General features: G+C 71.3%; 14 protein-coding genes. 8 read left to right on the forward strand and 6 right to left on the reverse strand.

What is annotated here, in order from left to right; translation table 11 throughout:
- Window positions 1-19: 19 nt before the first annotated feature.
- From BC793_RS27930 to BC793_RS27945, 4 genes are all read left to right on the forward strand, one after another.
- On the forward strand, window positions 20-1,507 hold the full coding sequence (locus tag BC793_RS27930) for an endo-1,4-beta-xylanase (protein WP_239170372.1): 1,488 nt from the start codon (window positions 20-22) through the stop codon (window positions 1,505-1,507).
- A 341-nt stretch (window positions 1,508-1,848) separates the two neighbouring features.
- Window positions 1,849-3,798 (forward strand): cellulase family glycosylhydrolase, encoded by a 1,950-nt coding sequence (locus BC793_RS27935; protein WP_109597395.1) that lies wholly within the window; start codon window positions 1,849-1,851, stop codon window positions 3,796-3,798.
- Window positions 3,799-3,859: 61 nt separating this feature from the next.
- Window positions 3,860-5,326 (forward strand): hypothetical protein, encoded by a 1,467-nt coding sequence (locus BC793_RS27940; protein WP_109597400.1) that lies wholly within the window; start codon window positions 3,860-3,862, stop codon window positions 5,324-5,326.
- A gap of 49 nt (window positions 5,327-5,375) precedes the next feature.
- A complete protein-coding gene (locus tag BC793_RS27945) occupies window positions 5,376-6,770 on the forward strand; it encodes a sensor domain-containing phosphodiesterase (RefSeq protein WP_158319394.1) in 1,395 nt (464 codons plus the stop codon).
- 4 nt (window positions 6,771-6,774) lie between these two features.
- Here the strand turns inward: BC793_RS27945 and BC793_RS27950 are convergent, their stop codons facing one another.
- Window positions 6,775-7,797 carry a hypothetical protein gene (locus BC793_RS27950; protein ID WP_146246480.1) on the reverse strand — a complete coding sequence of 341 codons (1,023 nt, stop codon included), beginning with the start codon at window positions 7,795-7,797 and terminating at the stop codon, window positions 6,775-6,777.
- 10 nt (window positions 7,798-7,807) lie between these two features.
- A complete protein-coding gene (locus BC793_RS27955) occupies window positions 7,808-8,812 on the reverse strand; it encodes a helix-turn-helix transcriptional regulator (protein WP_239170373.1) in 1,005 nt (334 codons plus the stop codon).
- Between the two features lie 48 nt (window positions 8,813-8,860).
- On the opposite strand from BC793_RS27955, the gene BC793_RS27960 reads away from it, so the two are divergent.
- Entirely contained in the window at window positions 8,861-9,223 is a 363-nt protein-coding gene (locus BC793_RS27960) for a VOC family protein (RefSeq protein WP_109597419.1), read from the forward strand.
- Between the two features lie 184 nt (window positions 9,224-9,407).
- Here the strand turns inward: BC793_RS27960 and BC793_RS27965 are convergent, their stop codons facing one another.
- Window positions 9,408-10,136, reverse strand: coding sequence for a dienelactone hydrolase family protein (locus BC793_RS27965; RefSeq protein ID WP_109597708.1), 729 nt, complete (start codon window positions 10,134-10,136; stop codon window positions 9,408-9,410).
- Window positions 10,137-10,185: 49 nt separating this feature from the next.
- Here BC793_RS27965 and BC793_RS27970 point away from each other — a divergent pair, with 49 nt between their 5' ends.
- On the forward strand, window positions 10,186-10,884 hold the full coding sequence (locus BC793_RS27970; RefSeq protein WP_158319395.1) for a DUF4184 family protein: 699 nt from the start codon (window positions 10,186-10,188) through the stop codon (window positions 10,882-10,884).
- 171 nt (window positions 10,885-11,055) lie between these two features.
- Here the strand turns inward: BC793_RS27970 and BC793_RS27975 are convergent, their stop codons facing one another.
- The gene (locus tag BC793_RS27975; protein WP_203896400.1) at window positions 11,056-12,117 is read right to left on the reverse strand and encodes a LacI family DNA-binding transcriptional regulator; all 1,062 of its coding nucleotides are present in this window, start codon (window positions 12,115-12,117) and stop codon (window positions 11,056-11,058) included.
- Window positions 12,118-12,358: 241 nt separating this feature from the next.
- On the opposite strand from BC793_RS27975, the gene BC793_RS27980 reads away from it, so the two are divergent.
- Both BC793_RS27980 and BC793_RS27985 read left to right on the forward strand, forming a co-directional pair.
- The gene (locus tag BC793_RS27980; RefSeq protein WP_109597428.1) at window positions 12,359-13,237 is read left to right on the forward strand and encodes an AbfB domain-containing protein; all 879 of its coding nucleotides are present in this window, start codon (window positions 12,359-12,361) and stop codon (window positions 13,235-13,237) included.
- Window positions 13,238-13,300: 63 nt separating this feature from the next.
- On the forward strand, window positions 13,301-13,912 hold the full coding sequence (locus BC793_RS27985; protein ID WP_109597433.1) for a DivIVA domain-containing protein: 612 nt from the start codon (window positions 13,301-13,303) through the stop codon (window positions 13,910-13,912).
- A gap of 68 nt (window positions 13,913-13,980) precedes the next feature.
- On the opposite strand, the gene sigJ is transcribed toward BC793_RS27985, so the two are convergent.
- A complete protein-coding gene (sigJ, locus tag BC793_RS27990) occupies window positions 13,981-14,955 on the reverse strand; it encodes an RNA polymerase sigma factor SigJ (RefSeq protein ID WP_239170374.1) in 975 nt (324 codons plus the stop codon).
- Complete coding sequence (locus tag BC793_RS27995) at window positions 14,952-15,425, reverse strand: carboxymuconolactone decarboxylase family protein (protein WP_109597438.1); 474 nt, start codon at window positions 15,423-15,425, stop codon at window positions 14,952-14,954. The genes sigJ and BC793_RS27995 overlap by 4 nt, the downstream gene beginning before the upstream one ends.
- Window positions 15,426-15,486 lie beyond the last annotated feature (61 nt).

Genomic DNA, 15,486 nt, shown 5'->3' on the forward strand with positions numbered 1-15,486 from the left:
GCCGGGGAAGGAGATCCTCGTGAACATCCCTTCTGGCCGCGCCAGGTATCGGCCGGTGATCGCGGCGCTGGCCGTCGCGGTACTGGCCGGCGCCGGCGCGGTGGCCGTGGGCAAGGCTCCCGCCCTGGCCGCCGAGACCACCCTGCGAGCCGCGGCGGCGAAGGCCGGGCTCTTCTTCGGGGTCGCCGCCTCGCCGGGACGGCTCAGCTCCATCGTCAGCCAGGAATTCGGCCAGCTCACCCCCGAGAACGACATGAAGCCGGACACGATCGCCACCTCCAGTGGCGGACTGCGCAACACCGGGAACGCCGACACTCTGGTCAACTACGCCCAGACCAACAACATGCTGGTACGGGGCCACACGCTGGTCTGGCACTCACAGGCGGGCCAGTTGCAGGGCACCAGTCAGGCGACGCTCAACACGTTCATCGGCAACGCGCTCACCCGGTGGGGCAGCCGGATCGCCTACTGGGACGTCGTCAACGAGGCGCTCGACGACAACAACAACGGCAGGCGGCGCACCCAGTGGCCGCACAGTCTGAGCCGGGACGCCAACGGTGACGGCGACTTCTTCGACGCCGGTGACACCGACGTGATCCGCAATTCCTTCCGGCGGGCCAAGGAGGTCGTGCAGCAGAACAACCTGACCACGAAGCTCTGCATCAACGACTACGACGTCGAGGGCCTGACGGTCAGCGGCGGCGCCCGCAACAACAAGGCCCAGGCTCTGTACGACATCGTCCGGGCGTACACGCAGGGCACGGAACGTCTGATCGACTGCGTCGGTTTCCAGGCGCATTTCAACGACAATCCGAACAGTGTCATCACCGATGACCTCCAGGCCAACATCCAGCGTTTCGCCGACCTGGGCGTCGAAGTGCACATCACCGAGCTGGACATCGACGACGACCTCAGCAACAACGACATCGGGCAGGGACAGGCGAACAACTACCGCAAGGTCGTACGCGCCTGCCTGAACGTCGCCGGGTGCACCGGCATCACCGTGTGGGGCATCGCCGACAGTGAGTCCTGGCGCTCCTCCGAGCGTGGTCTGCTCTTCACCGGCGGCAGCGGCAACTACCAGAAGAAGGCCGCCTACAGCGCCGTGCTCGACGAGCTCAACAAGGGCCGCTCCGGCGGGAACCCGAGTTCCCCGCCGGTCTCCCCGTCGATATCACCGTCCGCCTCAGTCTCCCCCAGCACGCCCACGGACCCGTCCCCGTGCTCCGCGACCGTGTCGCTCAACTCCTGGACCGGCGGGTTCGTCGCGACCGTACGGGTCACTGCCGGATCCTCGTCGATCAACAGCTGGCGGGTCACCGCGGGCCTACCCACCGGCACCGCCGTCACCAACCACTGGAGCGCCGAGCGCACCGGGACGAGCGGAACCGTGCAGTTCGCCAACGTCGGCTACAACGGCCCGATCGCCGCCGGGCAGTTCACCGAGTTCGGCTTCCAGGGCACCGGTGCCGCCGCCGGTACGACCCTCACCTGCACCGCCACGTGAGGTGAGCAACGACGGGTGCGCCTGGCATGCCTGCGCCACCAGGATCGCCTTGCGGCACACCTCCGCCGTTCCTGCGACGTAGCACCGCCGAGCGACTCGGGGTGCAAGCCCGGTACTGCCCGTTTCGCCGGCGAAACGGGCAGTACCGGGCCATGTGCGTCTCCGGCGGCCACAGCAGACGGGCCGCCGGCTCGGCAAACGAACGGCGGGGGAGAAGGCCCCTTTCGGAAATTTGACGTTCATTGATGGCTGAGGGTTGTGCTTTGTGTCCGGGAGATCACAGGATGTTGTGGGAGCGCTCCCGCGCTCCCCTCCCCGATCCCCCATGAAGGAGTTCGAGCGTGTTCGACAGGCAAGCAAGGAGACGCCTGGCCGCCGCAGCTGCCGGGCTTGCTCTGGCGCTGACCGGCGGCGTCACCGCGCCAGCCGTGGCCGCGCCCGAGGCGGCAGCGGCCGTGCCGACGTCCGACTGGCTCCACGTGCAGGGCAACCAGATCGTCGACGAAGCCGGTAACCCGGTCTGGCTCACTGGAACCAACTGGTTCGGCTTCAACGCCTCCGAGCGGGTCTTCCACGGCCTGTGGTCGGCCAACATCACCGAGATCACCAAATCCATGGCCGACCGCGGCATCAACCTGGTCCGCGTGCCGATCTCCACCCAGCTGCTGCTGGAATGGAAGAACGGGCAGGCCGCCGTGCCGAACGTCAACACCTACGCCAACCCGGAACTCGAAGGCATGGACAGCCTGGAGATCTTCGAGTTCTGGCTGGAGCTGTGCGAGCGCTTCGGCGTCAAGGTGCTGCTCGACGTGCACTCCGCCGAGGCCGACAACTCCGGGCACATCCACCCGGTCTGGTACAAGGGCTCGATCACTCCCGAGCTGTTCTACCAGGGCTGGGAGTGGGCCGCCGCACGCTGGAAGACCAACGACACGGTCGTCGCCTTCGACCTCAAGAACGAGCCGCACGGTACGCCCAACCAGCCGCCGCGCGCCAAGTGGGACAACTCCACCGACGTCGACAACTGGAAGCACACCGCCGAGACCGCCGCCAGGCGGATCCTCGCGATCAACCCCGAGGTGCTGATCCTCGTCGAGGGCAACGAGGTCCACCCGCGCGAGGGCGAGACCTGGAACTCCCCGAACACCGACCCCGACCTGTCGCCGAACTACTACTACAACTGGTGGGGCGGCAACCTGCGCGGCGCCAAGGACCAGCCCATCAACCTGGGTGCCCACCAGGACCAGCTCGTCTACTCGCCGCACGACTACGGGCCGCTGGTGTTCAACCAGCCGTGGTTCGACAAGCCGTTCGACAAGGCCAGCCTCACCGACGACGTGTGGCGGCCCAACTGGTTCTACCTGCACGAGAACAACACCGCGCCGCTGCTCATCGGCGAATGGGGTGGCCGGCTCGGCCAGGACGCGCGCCAGGACAAGTGGATGACCGCGCTGCGTGACCTGATCGTCGAGCACCGCCTGCACCAGACGTTCTGGGTGCTCAACCCCAACTCCGGCGACACCGGTGGCCTGCTGCTCGACGACTGGAAGACCTGGGACGAGCAGAAGTACGCGCTGCTCAAACCGGCGCTGTGGCAGCACGCCGGCAAGTTCGTCGGCCTCGACCACCAGGTGCCGCTCGGCGGTGCCGGCAGCAGCACCGGGATCAGCCTCGGCCAGCGCTACGGCGACGGCGGCGAAGGCGGCGACACCACCGCACCGACCGCGCCCGGCCAGCCGGCCGCCGGCACGATCACCGCGAACAGTGTGGCCCTGAGCTGGACGGCGGCCACCGACAACGTCGGCGTGACCGCCTACGAGGTCCTGCGCAACGGGACCGTGGTGGCGACCGTGTCGGCGACGTCCTACACCGCCACCGGACTGGCGGCGTCCACGGCGTACACCTTCACCGTCCGTGCCCGCGACGCGGCCGGCAACGTCTCCGCCGCGTCGGCCGCCCGCAGCGTCACCACCAGTGCCGGCGGGGGCAACGGCGATCAGGGCTGCTCCGCCACCTACAAGACCCTCACCTCCTGGACCGGCGGATTCCAGGCCGAGGTGACGGTACGCAACACCGGCACCACCGCGGGCGCCGCCTGGACGGTGAACTGGACCTATCCGGCCGGCACCACGGTCGGTTCGCTCTGGAACGGTGTCGCGGGCACGCCGGCGGTGACCGTCCGCAACGCCGCCCACAACGGTGCCCTGGCGGCTGGCGCGTCCACCACGTTCGGCCTCGTCGGCAACGGCACCGCCACCACACCGGCCCCGATCACCTGCACCCTGTCCTGAGACCGTCGCGGTGACCTGTGGGCCGCAGCGGCCCGCAGGTCACCGCTCTACGCTGTCCGGCATGTCTGACGCGGCGCTGGACGGCCTGGCCACGAACCCCGCCCTTCCGCCCGACCTGCTGCGCCGGCTGATCGCCTGGCGCCGCGGGTTCGGGCGGGTGGCCGGGCGCGCCGACCTGACCGGCGAGCTGGTCGAGGAGATGCTCGCCACCGACTGGTCGTGGCTGCTGACCTCGCTGGCCGGCAATCGGGCCGTCGCGCCCTCGGTGCGGCTGCGACTCGCCGGGCATCCGGATCCGACGGTGCGATGGGCGGTCGCCTCGGCAGCGGCGGGGGAGCCGGACCGCGCGGCCTTCGAGCGCCTGGTGACCGACCCGTACCAGCGGCTGCGCGTCGCTCTCGCCGAGAACCACGACATGCCGGCCGACCTGCGGGCCCGGCTCGCCGGGGACCCGGACCCGGAGGTCCGGCAGACCCTGGCGCGGACCTGGCCGGATCTTCCGGAAGGGGTGCGGCGCCGCCTGCTCACCGACCGGCAGGAGACGGTACGGGCGGCCGCGTGCGCCACCTACCACACCCGGCTGCCGCACCCGGGAATCCCGGCCGACCTGCTACCGGCCCTGATCGCCGATCCGGTCACCCGGGCCGGGGCGGTTCGTCACCTGACGCTGACCGCGGGATGGGCCGCCCGTCTCGCCGGTGACCCTGACTATGAGGTGCGCCGCGAACTGGCCCGGCATCCCGGTCTACCGGCCGGGGTACGGGACCGGCTGGCATCCGACGACAGCGCCACCGTGCAGGCGGCCGTGTTCGCCCGCGAGGACACCCCGGAGCCGCTGCGCGCACTGATCCACGACGAGGTGCACCGTAAGGACGCGGCGTCCGGTGACACCCTGCTCGACCACCCCGGTCTGGAGGACCTGGACGACCTCGCGTTCGTGCAGTTGATCGAGGACCGGGAGGCCGCCGGGGTACTGCGGTACGGCCCGTTGCCGTGGGTCACCGCCGACCCGGTCCGGCATGTCGGCTCGCCGTACGTCCGTTTCCGGATCGCCGCCGCCGTGGCAGCCGCGTCCCTGCCACCCGGGGCGGTGCGCCGGCTGCTCGCCGACGACGATCCCCGGGTGCCGGAGACGGTCGTCGGTCATGCGCCGCACCTCGTCGACGTGGCCAACGCCGAACGCATCGAACGCGCGCACCGGCGACCGTCGAAGGGCGGCCGGTCCCGGCCCGCCGACAGCTACCCGTTCCCGCCGGAGGCGTTGCGCCGGTTCGCCGCCGATCCCGACCCGCGGATGCGTGTCCTCGGGCCCCGCGACCCCGGACTTCCCGTGGAGATCCTCGCCGCACTGGCCGCCGACCCGGTCGCGGACGTCCGCAGCGCAGCCGCCGCCCACCCCCGGATGCCGGCGTCCGCGCTGGTCCGGCTCCTCGACGATGCGGACGAGCGCGTCGCCGCCGCGGCGGGCGCGCACCCGGCACTGCCGGTCGACGCCATGGCGGCTCTGCTGCACCGGGCCGGGCTCTGACTCCCCGGCGACTCCTCAGGCGCGGCATCCGGGTGCCGACCTTCAGCATGTGACTGACCAGGCACAGCCCCGCCCGACGGCGACCGACGAGATTCTGCATTCGCGTCGTGTCGTCTCGTCCGCTGTCCTCGTGCTCGCCGCGAGCATGGTGATCGCATTGGTGTCGTACGTGTGGGACTGGATCGACGCGGTCAACGCCGGCGAGTTCCCGGAGCCCGACGAGTGGTTCGGGATGATCGGGCTCGTCGGGCTGCCGTACGCGGCCGTGGTCACCCGCCGGCTGGTGCGTTTCGAGCGGCTGCTCACCGTCCGCGAACGCGACGCGGTGCAGGCGTTCCAGGACACCGTCGACAACGCGCACGGCTGGATCTGGCAGACCGACGCGGACATGCGCATCACCTACTCCAGCGAGGGGGTGCAGACGCTGCTGGGACACGGGTCCACCGACGTCCTCGGCCGTACGGTGTGCGACCTGATCAGTGACGCGGCGTCGGCCCGGCCGCACGTCGACCCGGGTGGCCGCCAGGATCTGGCCACCGAGGCGCGGCACACCGACGGTTCGGTACGGCACCTGAGTACCACTGTCGCCCCGATGTACGACGAGTCCGGGCGGACGATCGGGTACCGCGGGTTCACCGCCGACGTCACGGCGGAGACCGTCGCCCAGAACGTGCAGGACGAGCAGCAGCGCCGGTACGCCGAGTCGCGGGCCCGGATCGAGCAGGCCCTCGACGACCCCGAGGCGATGTACGTGGTGCTCCAGCCGATCGTGGACATCGACGGCCGGCGGATCGCCGGGATGGAGGCGCTGGCCCGGTTCAGTGCCGAGCCGAAGCGGACGCCGGACCTGTGGTTCGCCGAGGCGTGGGAGGTCGGCCTCGGCATCGACTTGGAGCTGCACGCGGTCGACCTGGCCTGCCGCCGGTTGCCGGAACTGCCGTCGCACGGCTACCTGTCGATCAACCTGTCGGCGCAGACGCTGACCGACCCGCGGCTGCTCGCCCTGCTGTCCGGGCTCGGTGACCAGGCCCGGCGGGTGGTGGTCGAGGTGACCGAGCACACCGCCATCGAGGACTACAGCGTGGTCGCCGACGTCCTGGACCGGATCCGGTCGATGGGAGCACGCCTGGCCGTCGACGACGCGGGCGCCGGTTACGCCTCGATGCAGCACATCCTGCGGCTGCGCCCGGACATCATCAAGCTGGACCGCAGCATCATCGCCGACAACGACGTGGACCCGGCCCGCTTCGCGCTGATCGGCGCGATGGCCAACTTCGCCGTCTCGCTGGGGATGGTGGTGATCGCCGAGGGTGTGGAGACCCCGGGCGAGCTGGCCGCCCTCACCGAGAACCAGATCTGCCACGCGCAGGGCTACTACCTGGCCCGGCCCGCGGTCGAGCCGCTGATGGAGTTGGCGCCGCCGGCGACGTCCGAGGCCGCCTGACCGGTCAGTTCCAGCCGGTGGCGGTCATGGCGACGGTCTGGCAGTCCTCGCACAGGTAGAGGCTGCGCGGTCCGTCGCCGTGCTCGCGGACCATGCTCGACACGGTGACCGCATGGAACATCAGGCGTTTGCAGGAGGGGCAGGACGGGTTCGGGTAGAGGCCGATCGGTGGGCCGCCGGCCGTACCGACCAGTCCCGGTGTGGTGTGCACGTGACCGTTGCTGTAGACGAGGTCGGGGCCGTAGGGGCGCAGCAGCACCCGGCCGCGGCCGAAGTCCGGCTCGTCGGTGAACTCGTCATCGTCCGGCTCGTCCTCGTCGACGACCTGCTCGCCGTGATAGCGGCCGTCGGCGCCGGACTCGGCGAACACCGTCCATCGGCCGGTCGACGCCGGGGCGGCCAGGTGCGCCCGCTCGGCCGGCCAGGCCGGCAGGCCCGGCACGTCGGCGAGCCGCAGTGACAGGTAGTGCCAGACGACCGGGCTCGACGACGGGTCGGCCACCACCCGGTCGATCGGCAGCCCGACCGGATGTTCGGCGTCCGGGAAGTCACCCGGCTCGAGGAACACGGCCCGGCGGTGCGGGCTGAACCTCGGTTCGGCCGGTCCGGTCGACGGGATCCGGATGCCGGAGTCCTCGTAGATCTCCCGGTCGCCGCCGTTGCGTACGTCCTCGGCGATGGCGGTGAGGGCGGCGCCGGTGCCGATCGCCGACAGCGCCAGCGCGTCGTGGAAGTCCTGGCTGTCGCGCAGCCGCCGGGCCAGCGTCTGCACGCAGGCGTCGGGTGCCCCGGCGAGCAACTGGCACTGGTCGTCGAAGGCCACCTCGAACCGTTCCAGCAACCCGTCGACGACCTGCTCCTGATACGGCTGGAACCACTGTGGCCGGGTGCCGGCCAGATAGGCGAAGTGGTCACCGAGCCATGCCGGGTCACGGTCGCCGCGGGCCAGGTGCTCGACGAGCACGGCGACGTCCTCGGGGCTGTCGACGGGTATCGGGGGCTCGCCCGTCACGGGTTCGATCGGCATGGCGGGCACGCTAGCACCGGTAGCGGCGGGCCATCGCGGTGATGCTGGCGCGCATCAGGTCGCGCAGTTCCGGTGGGGCGAGGACCTCGACGTCCTCACCGAGGCGCAGGAACTCGGCGTGGGCGTGTCTCACCGACTCGATCGGCAGGGTCACCGTCGTCCAGCCGTCCGGATCGGGCTCGCCGAGCGCGTCGCGGACGTTGCGGGCCATCGCCCGGGTCATCAGATACGGGATGCGGTCGAGGCCGGCGGGGGAGAGCCGCACGGTCGCCTCGGAGCGGTGCAGGCGCCGTTCGAAGTCCGCGGCCCACGCCGCCCAGGTCGCGGCGAGGTCGAAGTCGCCGGGTCGTTCGAAGGTCTCGTCGAGCACGGTCAGGTCCAGGATCGTCGCCACCCGGTAGGTGCGGATCTCCGCGTCGACGCGGGCCAGGAAATACCAGACGCCGGCCTTCAGGACGATGCCGAGCGGCTCGATGTCGCGGTCCACCTCGCGCGGCTCCCGCCATCGCCGGTAGCGCATCCGGGCCCGTCGCCGGTTCCACACCGCCCCGGCCAGGGCCGCCAGGTGCGGGTGGGTCTCGGTCTCGCGGAACCATCCGGCCGCGTCGAGGTGGAAGCGGTCGCGGACCTCGTCGACGTGCCGGGCGAGCCGGGCCGGGAGCGCGGCCCGCAGTTTCAGTTCGGCGGTGGTGAGCACGGCTCCGAGCCCCAGGTCGGCGGCCGCCTCCGGCACCCCGGCCAGGAAGATCGTCCCGGCCTCCTGCGGGGTCAGGCCGGTGAGCCGGGTCCGGTAGCCGTCGACGAGCTGATAGCCGCCGTTGGCGCCGAGTTCGGCGTAGACCGGGACGCCGGCCGCGCCGAGGGCCTCGATGTCGCGGTAGACGGTGCGCACCGAGACGCCCAACTCGGTGGCGATCTGCTGCGCGGTGAGCCGGCCGCGGTCCTGAAGCAGCAGGACCACGGAGAGCAGACGGCTGGCACGCATTCCCGAAGACTGCCACAGGATGTCAGTCATGCGTGGCAGGGTCATCGGCGACGAGACGAAGACGAAAGGAACACCACCATGGCACTCGCCCGTTATGTCGGTTTCTCCCTGGACTGCGACGACCCGGTGACCCTCGCCGACTTCTACGTGAAGCTGCTCGGCATGGAGATCTCCTACACCAGCGACGAGTTCGTCTACCTCGGCGCATCCGGCAACGGCATCGGCTTCGTGAAGGTGGAGAAGTACCTGCCGCCGACCTGGCCCGGCGCCGACGTGCCCAAGCAGGCGCACGTGGAGCTGGGCGTCGACGACCTGGAGGCCGGTGAGGCGGCGATCCTCGCGATCGGCGCCACCAAGCCGGACCACCAGCCGCAGCCGGATCGCTGGCGGGTCCTGCTCGACCCGGCCGGCCACCCGTTCTGCATCTCCGCGTCGGTCTAGCGGCCGCACACCTGGAATTCGCGTACCGCGTGACCATGACGCGCGGTGCCCGCGGTCGGCGCCACGGTCCTCGCCTCCGTCACCGCCGGTGACGGAGGCGACCCGGGTCCCGGGGATCCGGTCGGTCGAGGTCGCGATGCGGTACGCCTCGGACAGGCCGCGAACTCTCCCGCCGAGGTGGAATCTAGCTTTCGCGGAAGAAGGCGACCGCCTCGATCAGGGCCCGATCGGTGAGCGCGGGGTCGTGGCGAGGGCCGACGTCGCGCATGAACGCGTGCTCCCCGCCGGTGTAGACGTGCAACTCCAGGTCGGTCAGCCCGGCCGCATAGAGGCGGCGCAGGATGTCCAGCCGTGCGTCGGCCGGGACGTGCGAGTCCTGACTGCCGAAGACGATCAGCAGCCGTCCCCGGATCTCCGCGGCCCGTTCGAGGCTGCCCGCGTCGGCGTCCGCACCCAGCGCGCCGTTGTGCAGACCGGTCGGGTAGAAGCAGACCGTCGCCTTCACCCGCTGATCGAAAGCGGCCCGGAACGCCAGATGGCCGCCGATGCAGAACCCGGTCACGAACACGTCCGACACATCCGGCCGGGCGTCCAGATAGTCCAGCACCGCGGTCCGGTCGGCGTCGAACGCCGCCGTCGTGGTCGCCGCCGCCCCCGCCAGGCCCCGCTGCTTGCCGGCGTCGTCGAACTCCAGGGCCACCCCGGCCAGCGGCCCGTGCGGATAGATCTCCGGCACCACCACCACGAACCCGTCCGCCGCCAGACGCCGGGCCGTACGCAGCGTCGACTCGGTCAACTGGAAGATGTCGGTGTACAGCAGCAGACCCTTCCTCCCGCTGTCGTCATCACCGGCCGGGCTGATCACGATCGTCCGGATATCGCCCACCCGGACCTCTTCTTCACGTAACTTCATGATCAGCACATTAGGGGCCCGGTGGGCACGGGTGGCTATCGTGCGGACGGTGCCGAGTACATTTCCCACCCATCCCGCCGGAATCCTGCCCCTCAAACTGTGGCGGCCCCGCTGGTTCGACGGTGTCGCCCTCACCCTGGGAGCGGCGTCACCCGACGTGGCGTACCTCGTCGACGGCAGCGGCCTCCCGGTCTGGCCGCTCTCCCACCAGCTGCACGGACTGATCATTTTCTGCCTGCCGGTCACTCTGCTCGGCTGCCTGATGGTGCGCCGCGCGGTCCCGGTGATCGCCGCCCACCTGCCCGCCGGCGGGCCGTTCGCGCTGCGCGACTACGGTGCGCTGCGCACCTCCGGGCACCGCTGGTGGATCACCGTGACCTCGGCGATCATCGGCGCCGGCAGCCACCTGGTCCTCGACGGGCTCGAAGCCTGGTTCCCGGCGATCGAATACCCCGCGCACCTCGTCGGGCTCGCCGTCATGGCGGCGATCGCGGCGGTCATCGGCCGGCGGCGTCTCCTGGTGCAGTGGCACGGGGCGGCGCCGTTCGCCTCCCGGCAGCCGGTCCGGTTCTGGTCCGTCGTGGCTGCGGTCGCGGTGCCGCTGCTCGCGGTCACCCCGTTCCTCCCGGCCGCGTCGCTTCCCCACACCACAGGCGTACGGGTCCTGACCGCCCTCGCCCTCGGCCTGCTCACCGCCGCACTGGTCATCGGCGGCCGCCGCCCCGCCCACACGCCGGCCCCCACCTGACCCCGGACCCCCACCCGATCCACCCCCAATCCGGCTGGCTCCCACCGCTGTCTCAGCGCGCTTTTGGCAGCGGTGGGAGCCAGCCGGGTTTTTCGGGCTGGTCGTCACCGCTGTCTCAGCGGGTTTTTGGCAGCGGTGGGAGCCAGCCGGGTTTTCGGGGCGGGGTCGCGGTCAGGGTCTGGCGTTTTCCGGGGCGGGGCGTAGTTCGCCGGAGCCGCGGCGGATCAGGGTGGTCGGGATCCAGTGTTCGGCGGGCGGGCCGGTGTGGCCGTCGATCCGGCGGAACAGCGCCTGGGCGGCGGTGCGGCCCATCGCCGCCGGGTCCTGGGCGATCACGGTGATCGCCGGTTCGAGCAGGTCGGCCAGCGGGAAGTCGTCGAAGCCGACCACGGCCACGGTACGGTGCAGGCCGAGCCGGCGCAGCGCCCGCACCGTACCGGCGGTCACCGAGTTCTGGGCGGTGAACAGGGCGGTCGGCGGGTCGGGCCGGTGGAACAGCTCCAGCACCCGGCTCTCGGCGAGCGCCTCGGAACCCAGGTCGGTGAGGATCAGCCGCTCGTCGGGTTCGATGCCGATCTCCCGCAGCCCGGCCAGGTAACCGTCCTGCCGGAGCCGGGCCGTCGGGATCCGGACGTTGTCGCTGAGGCAGGCGATCCGGCGGTGCCCGTGGGCGGCCAGGTGCCGGGTCGCCTCGGTGGCACCGAGCACGTTGGTGGCGAGCACGGTGTCGCCCGGGAAGCCGGTGCCGGGCCGGTCGACGAACACCACCGGCGTGTCCACCCGCAGCTCCGACGCCAGGTAGCTCTGGTCCTCGCTGACCGTCGCCATGATCAGGCCGTCGGCGCGGCGCATGGTGATGGCACGGGCCAGTTCACGTTCCCGGTTCGAGCACTCGTCGAGATTGCCGGTGATCACCTGCACCCCGCGGGCCCGGGCCTCGTCGTCGACCGCCCGGTGCAGGGTGGCGAAGAACGGGTTGCCGACGTCCTTGAGCAGCAACGCGATCATCTCGGTCCGGCGGTCGCTGCGCCGCAGTGTGCTGGCCCCGATGTCCGGACTGTAGTTGAGGATCGCGATCGCGCTGCGCACCTGGGCGACCAGCAGGGGAGAGACGTTCTCCTCGTTGTTGACGACGCGGGAGACCGTTTTGAGGCTGACGCCGGCGATCTTCGCGACGTCGTTCATCGTGGGCCGGCCGCTGCCCCGCCCACGGGACGTCCGTTCCGGTGCCATCGCCCCTCGTCCCCCGTGCTCGCCGATCGGGCTACAGCGTAAACGCGCGTCCCGGCCCAGACAACGCTGTCAGGTGGCGAACGAGGCGTCGATACGTTTCACTGACCATGGATAACAAACCTTCCCGAAACAATCTGTTGACAACGATGGAGAGCTCACGTTCACTCCCTTGACAACGTTGTCAGGGACGCGCCGTCCCACCCCTTCTTTACCTTTGTCGTGACCAGGAGCCCCACACCAGATGACGAAGGCCGACAACTCCGAAACCCAGCGCATCGGCGGATGGATCCCGCCCTACGCGCCGGGTGGCACGGAGTACGCCAGCACCGCCGCCGGGCCGCAACCACGCGGCCCCGGAGGGCCTGCGTCGCAGCTCGGAGGAGCGATTCCGCCGTCGACCCGGCTGTCCAGCCGGCCGGTGCTGGCGCTCGTCGCCGCGACCGCCCTGGCCACGCTCGGCTACGGCATCGCCGCCATCGTGGTGCTCGGCGACGAGCCGCCACGACAGCCCGAGTTCGCGCTCCCGGCGCAGCTGACCAGGTCACCCGCGGCGGCATCCCCGCCGGTGTCGGTGTTCCCCGCCCCGCCCGGCGGCGCGGCCCCGCCCAGCCGGGACATCCGCAGGGTGAGCGCCGGCACCACCACCCGGCCCGGCAGCGGCTCACCCACCCCCAGCCGGACGTCCTCCACTCCGGCGCCGGACCCGGCCTTCACCGTCGGCCGTACCGTCGGCGTCGGCGTGACCGGGCTGACCGGGTACCGGCTGCGCAACCGCGACTTCGTCGCCCGGATCGAAGCCGACAGCACCGCCCGGGGACTCAGCGGGCACTTCCTGGTCCGGCAGGGGCTCGCCGACGCCGGCTGCGTGTCTTTCGAATCCGCCGAGCATCCCGGCTTCTACCTGCGGCATCGCAACTACGTGCTGCTTCTCGAACGATACGATGCGTCCGGTCTCTACCGGTCCGACGCCACGTTCTGCCCGCAGGCATCGGGCGGCGGGTTCGCGCTGCGCTCGGTGAACTTCCCGGACCATCACCTCATCCGGGCCGACGGGCTCGTCCGGCTCGTGCGGTCCACGGCCGCCCAGGCGACACCGTTTCGGGCGCTGCCCCCGATCTGAGCGTCCCGACCCGACAGCCCGCACCGGGCGCTGCTTCCCGAACTGACCGAACGGACATCCACCATGCCCCTCACCTCGGCGGACATCCAGAAGATGGCATTCCGCGACCCCTTGCCGGGTGAACGCGGCTACGACAGAGACCAGGTCGACGAGTTCCTCGGTGTGGCCGAGCGGGCGTTCACCCGCCTCAGCGGCCAGAACCGGGCGTTGCGCGAACGACTCCAGCACGCCGCGCCGGAACAGGAGGCGGCCGGCATCGCCGCCGAACTGGACCGGCTGCGCGCCGCGCAGGCACGCGCCGAGGAACAGGCACGGGCGCTGACCGCCGAACTCGCCCGCGCCCGCGAGACACAACGGCCCGCCGAAGGCAACGATCGTGTCCTCGCGGTCGCCCGGCGCCACGCCGACGACCACCTGCGCGAGGCCGAGGAGCAGGCACGGGCCCTGCTCGACAACGCCCGCGCCAAAGCCGACCAGATGACCAGCGACGCCGAACTGGCCGCGGCTACCATCGACAGCGACGCCCGCCACCGGCACGCCACCGCGATCCACGGCCTGGCCGGCGAGCGGGAGGCCGCGCTCGCCGAGATCGCCCGGCTCACCGAGGTGCTGCACAGCCGGCGGGCCGGACTACGGGACATGATCGAGGACCGGCTGCACGAGATGGGCGGGTAGCCGCCGGCCACCGGATTCAGCCCGGCGGTCGCGCTGCGGCCCCGCGCCGCAGTCACGCCGCGCGGAGCCTACGAGACCGTCTGTTCTGCTGTCGGGGGCTGTTCCGGGCGTACCGGATGGTCGGGATTGCGGCGAAGCCCCAGGTCGGAGACCTGACCGAGATGGCGCAGCTTGTCGGGGTTGACCACCGACCGTGCCGCCCGGACCCGGCCGTCGGTGATGTCGAGTGACATCACCGCGAGGATCCGATCGTGGGCGTCGTGGAAGACCGCACCCGGGCGGCCGTTCACCCGCGCCGGGCGCCGGGTGACACCGATCCGGCCGAAGCGGCGGAACAGGCCGGCGAAGAACCGCGCCACCGCCAGGCTGCCGGTGGGTGGCGTCGCCAGCGCCTGCGCCTTGCCGCCGCCGTCACCGATCAGCACGACGTCCGGGGCCAGCATCACCATCAGCGCGTCGATGTCGCCGCCCGCCGCGGCCGCGAAGAACCGGTCGGCGAGCGCCGCTGCCTCCGCCTGCCGTTCCGGCGGACCGTCCGGCGCCGGAACACCGGCGTCGACGCGCTGCCGGGCGCGGGCGAAGATCTGCCGGCAGTTCGCCTCCGACCTGCCCACCAGGGCGGCGACCTCCGGATATCCGAATCCGAACACCTCGCGCAGCATGAACACCGCCCGCTCGACCGGCGACAGCGCCTCCAGCAGCACCAGGAACGCCATCGACAGCGAGTCGGCCAGCTCGGCGTGCTCGGCCGGACCACGTTCCCCGGCCGGGGCCACCAGCGGCTCCGGGAGCCAGGCACCGACGTACGTCTCCCGGCGCACCCGCGCCGACCCGAGGTGGTTGATGCCCAGCCGGGTCACCGCGGTCGTCAGGTACGCCTTCACGTTCGCCACCGCGGTGCCCGCCCGCCGGGCCTTGACCAGCCCCAGCATGGCGTCCTGCACGATGTCCTCGGCGTCGCCGACCGAGCCCGTCATCCCGTACGCGATGGAGAACAGCAGCGGCCGGTAACCGGCCGCCGCCGTCTCGTCCGATGACGTCACGCGAACTGACCCGGCCGGTACCAGCCGGCCGGCTGCTGCACCATCACGTTGATCCGGTTGAACGCGTTGATCGTCGCGATCGCCGCCACCAGCGCCACCAGCTGGTTCTCGTCGAAGTGCTTGGCCGCGTCCGCCCACACCTCGTCGGGCACACCACCGGCCGCGTCGGCGATCCGGGTGGCCTGCTCGGTGAGCTCCAGGGCGGCCCGCTCGGCGTCGGTGAACACCGTCGCCTCCCGCCACGCCGCGACCAGGTGCAGGCGCTGCGCGGTCTCCCCGGCGTGGGCGGCGTCCTTGGTGTGCATGTCGACGCAGAACCCGCAGCCGTTGATCTGGCTGGCCCGCAACAGCACCAGCTCCCGCGTCGACTCCGGCAGCCCCGCCTCCGCGGCCGCCTTCCCGGCAGCGGTGAAGTGCTTGAGGATCTTCCCGGCGACCGGGTTGGCGAACAGGTCGAGACGAGCTTCCATGGCGAACTCCTCTGTCGTGTTTCGTTGTTCGCCCTCTGAGACAGGACAGCCCGCGGATCTG

Source organism: Actinoplanes xinjiangensis (assembly GCF_003148685.1).
GTDB classification, from domain to species: domain Bacteria; phylum Actinomycetota; class Actinomycetes; order Mycobacteriales; family Micromonosporaceae; genus Actinoplanes; species Actinoplanes xinjiangensis.

Coding starts and splice junctions, on each gene's coding strand:
- BC793_RS27940 (WP_109597400.1), top strand. CDS start 3,860: ATGTCTGACGCGGCGCTGGACGGCCTGGCCACGAACCCCGCCCTTCCG.
- BC793_RS27950 (WP_146246480.1), bottom strand. CDS start 7,797: ATGCCGATCGAACCCGTGACGGGCGAGCCCCCGATACCCGTCGACAGC.
- BC793_RS27955 (WP_239170373.1), bottom strand. CDS start 8,812: ATGACTGACATCCTGTGGCAGTCTTCGGGAATGCGTGCCAGCCGTCTG.
- BC793_RS27960 (WP_109597419.1), top strand. CDS start 8,861: ATGGCACTCGCCCGTTATGTCGGTTTCTCCCTGGACTGCGACGACCCG.
- BC793_RS27965 (WP_109597708.1), bottom strand. CDS start 10,136: ATGAAGTTACGTGAAGAAGAGGTCCGGGTGGGCGATATCCGGACGATC.
- BC793_RS27975 (WP_203896400.1), bottom strand. CDS start 12,117: ATGGCACCGGAACGGACGTCCCGTGGGCGGGGCAGCGGCCGGCCCACG.
- BC793_RS27980 (WP_109597428.1), top strand. CDS start 12,359: ATGACGAAGGCCGACAACTCCGAAACCCAGCGCATCGGCGGATGGATC.
- BC793_RS27985 (WP_109597433.1), top strand. CDS start 13,301: ATGCCCCTCACCTCGGCGGACATCCAGAAGATGGCATTCCGCGACCCC.
- BC793_RS27995 (WP_109597438.1), bottom strand. CDS start 15,425: ATGGAAGCTCGTCTCGACCTGTTCGCCAACCCGGTCGCCGGGAAGATC.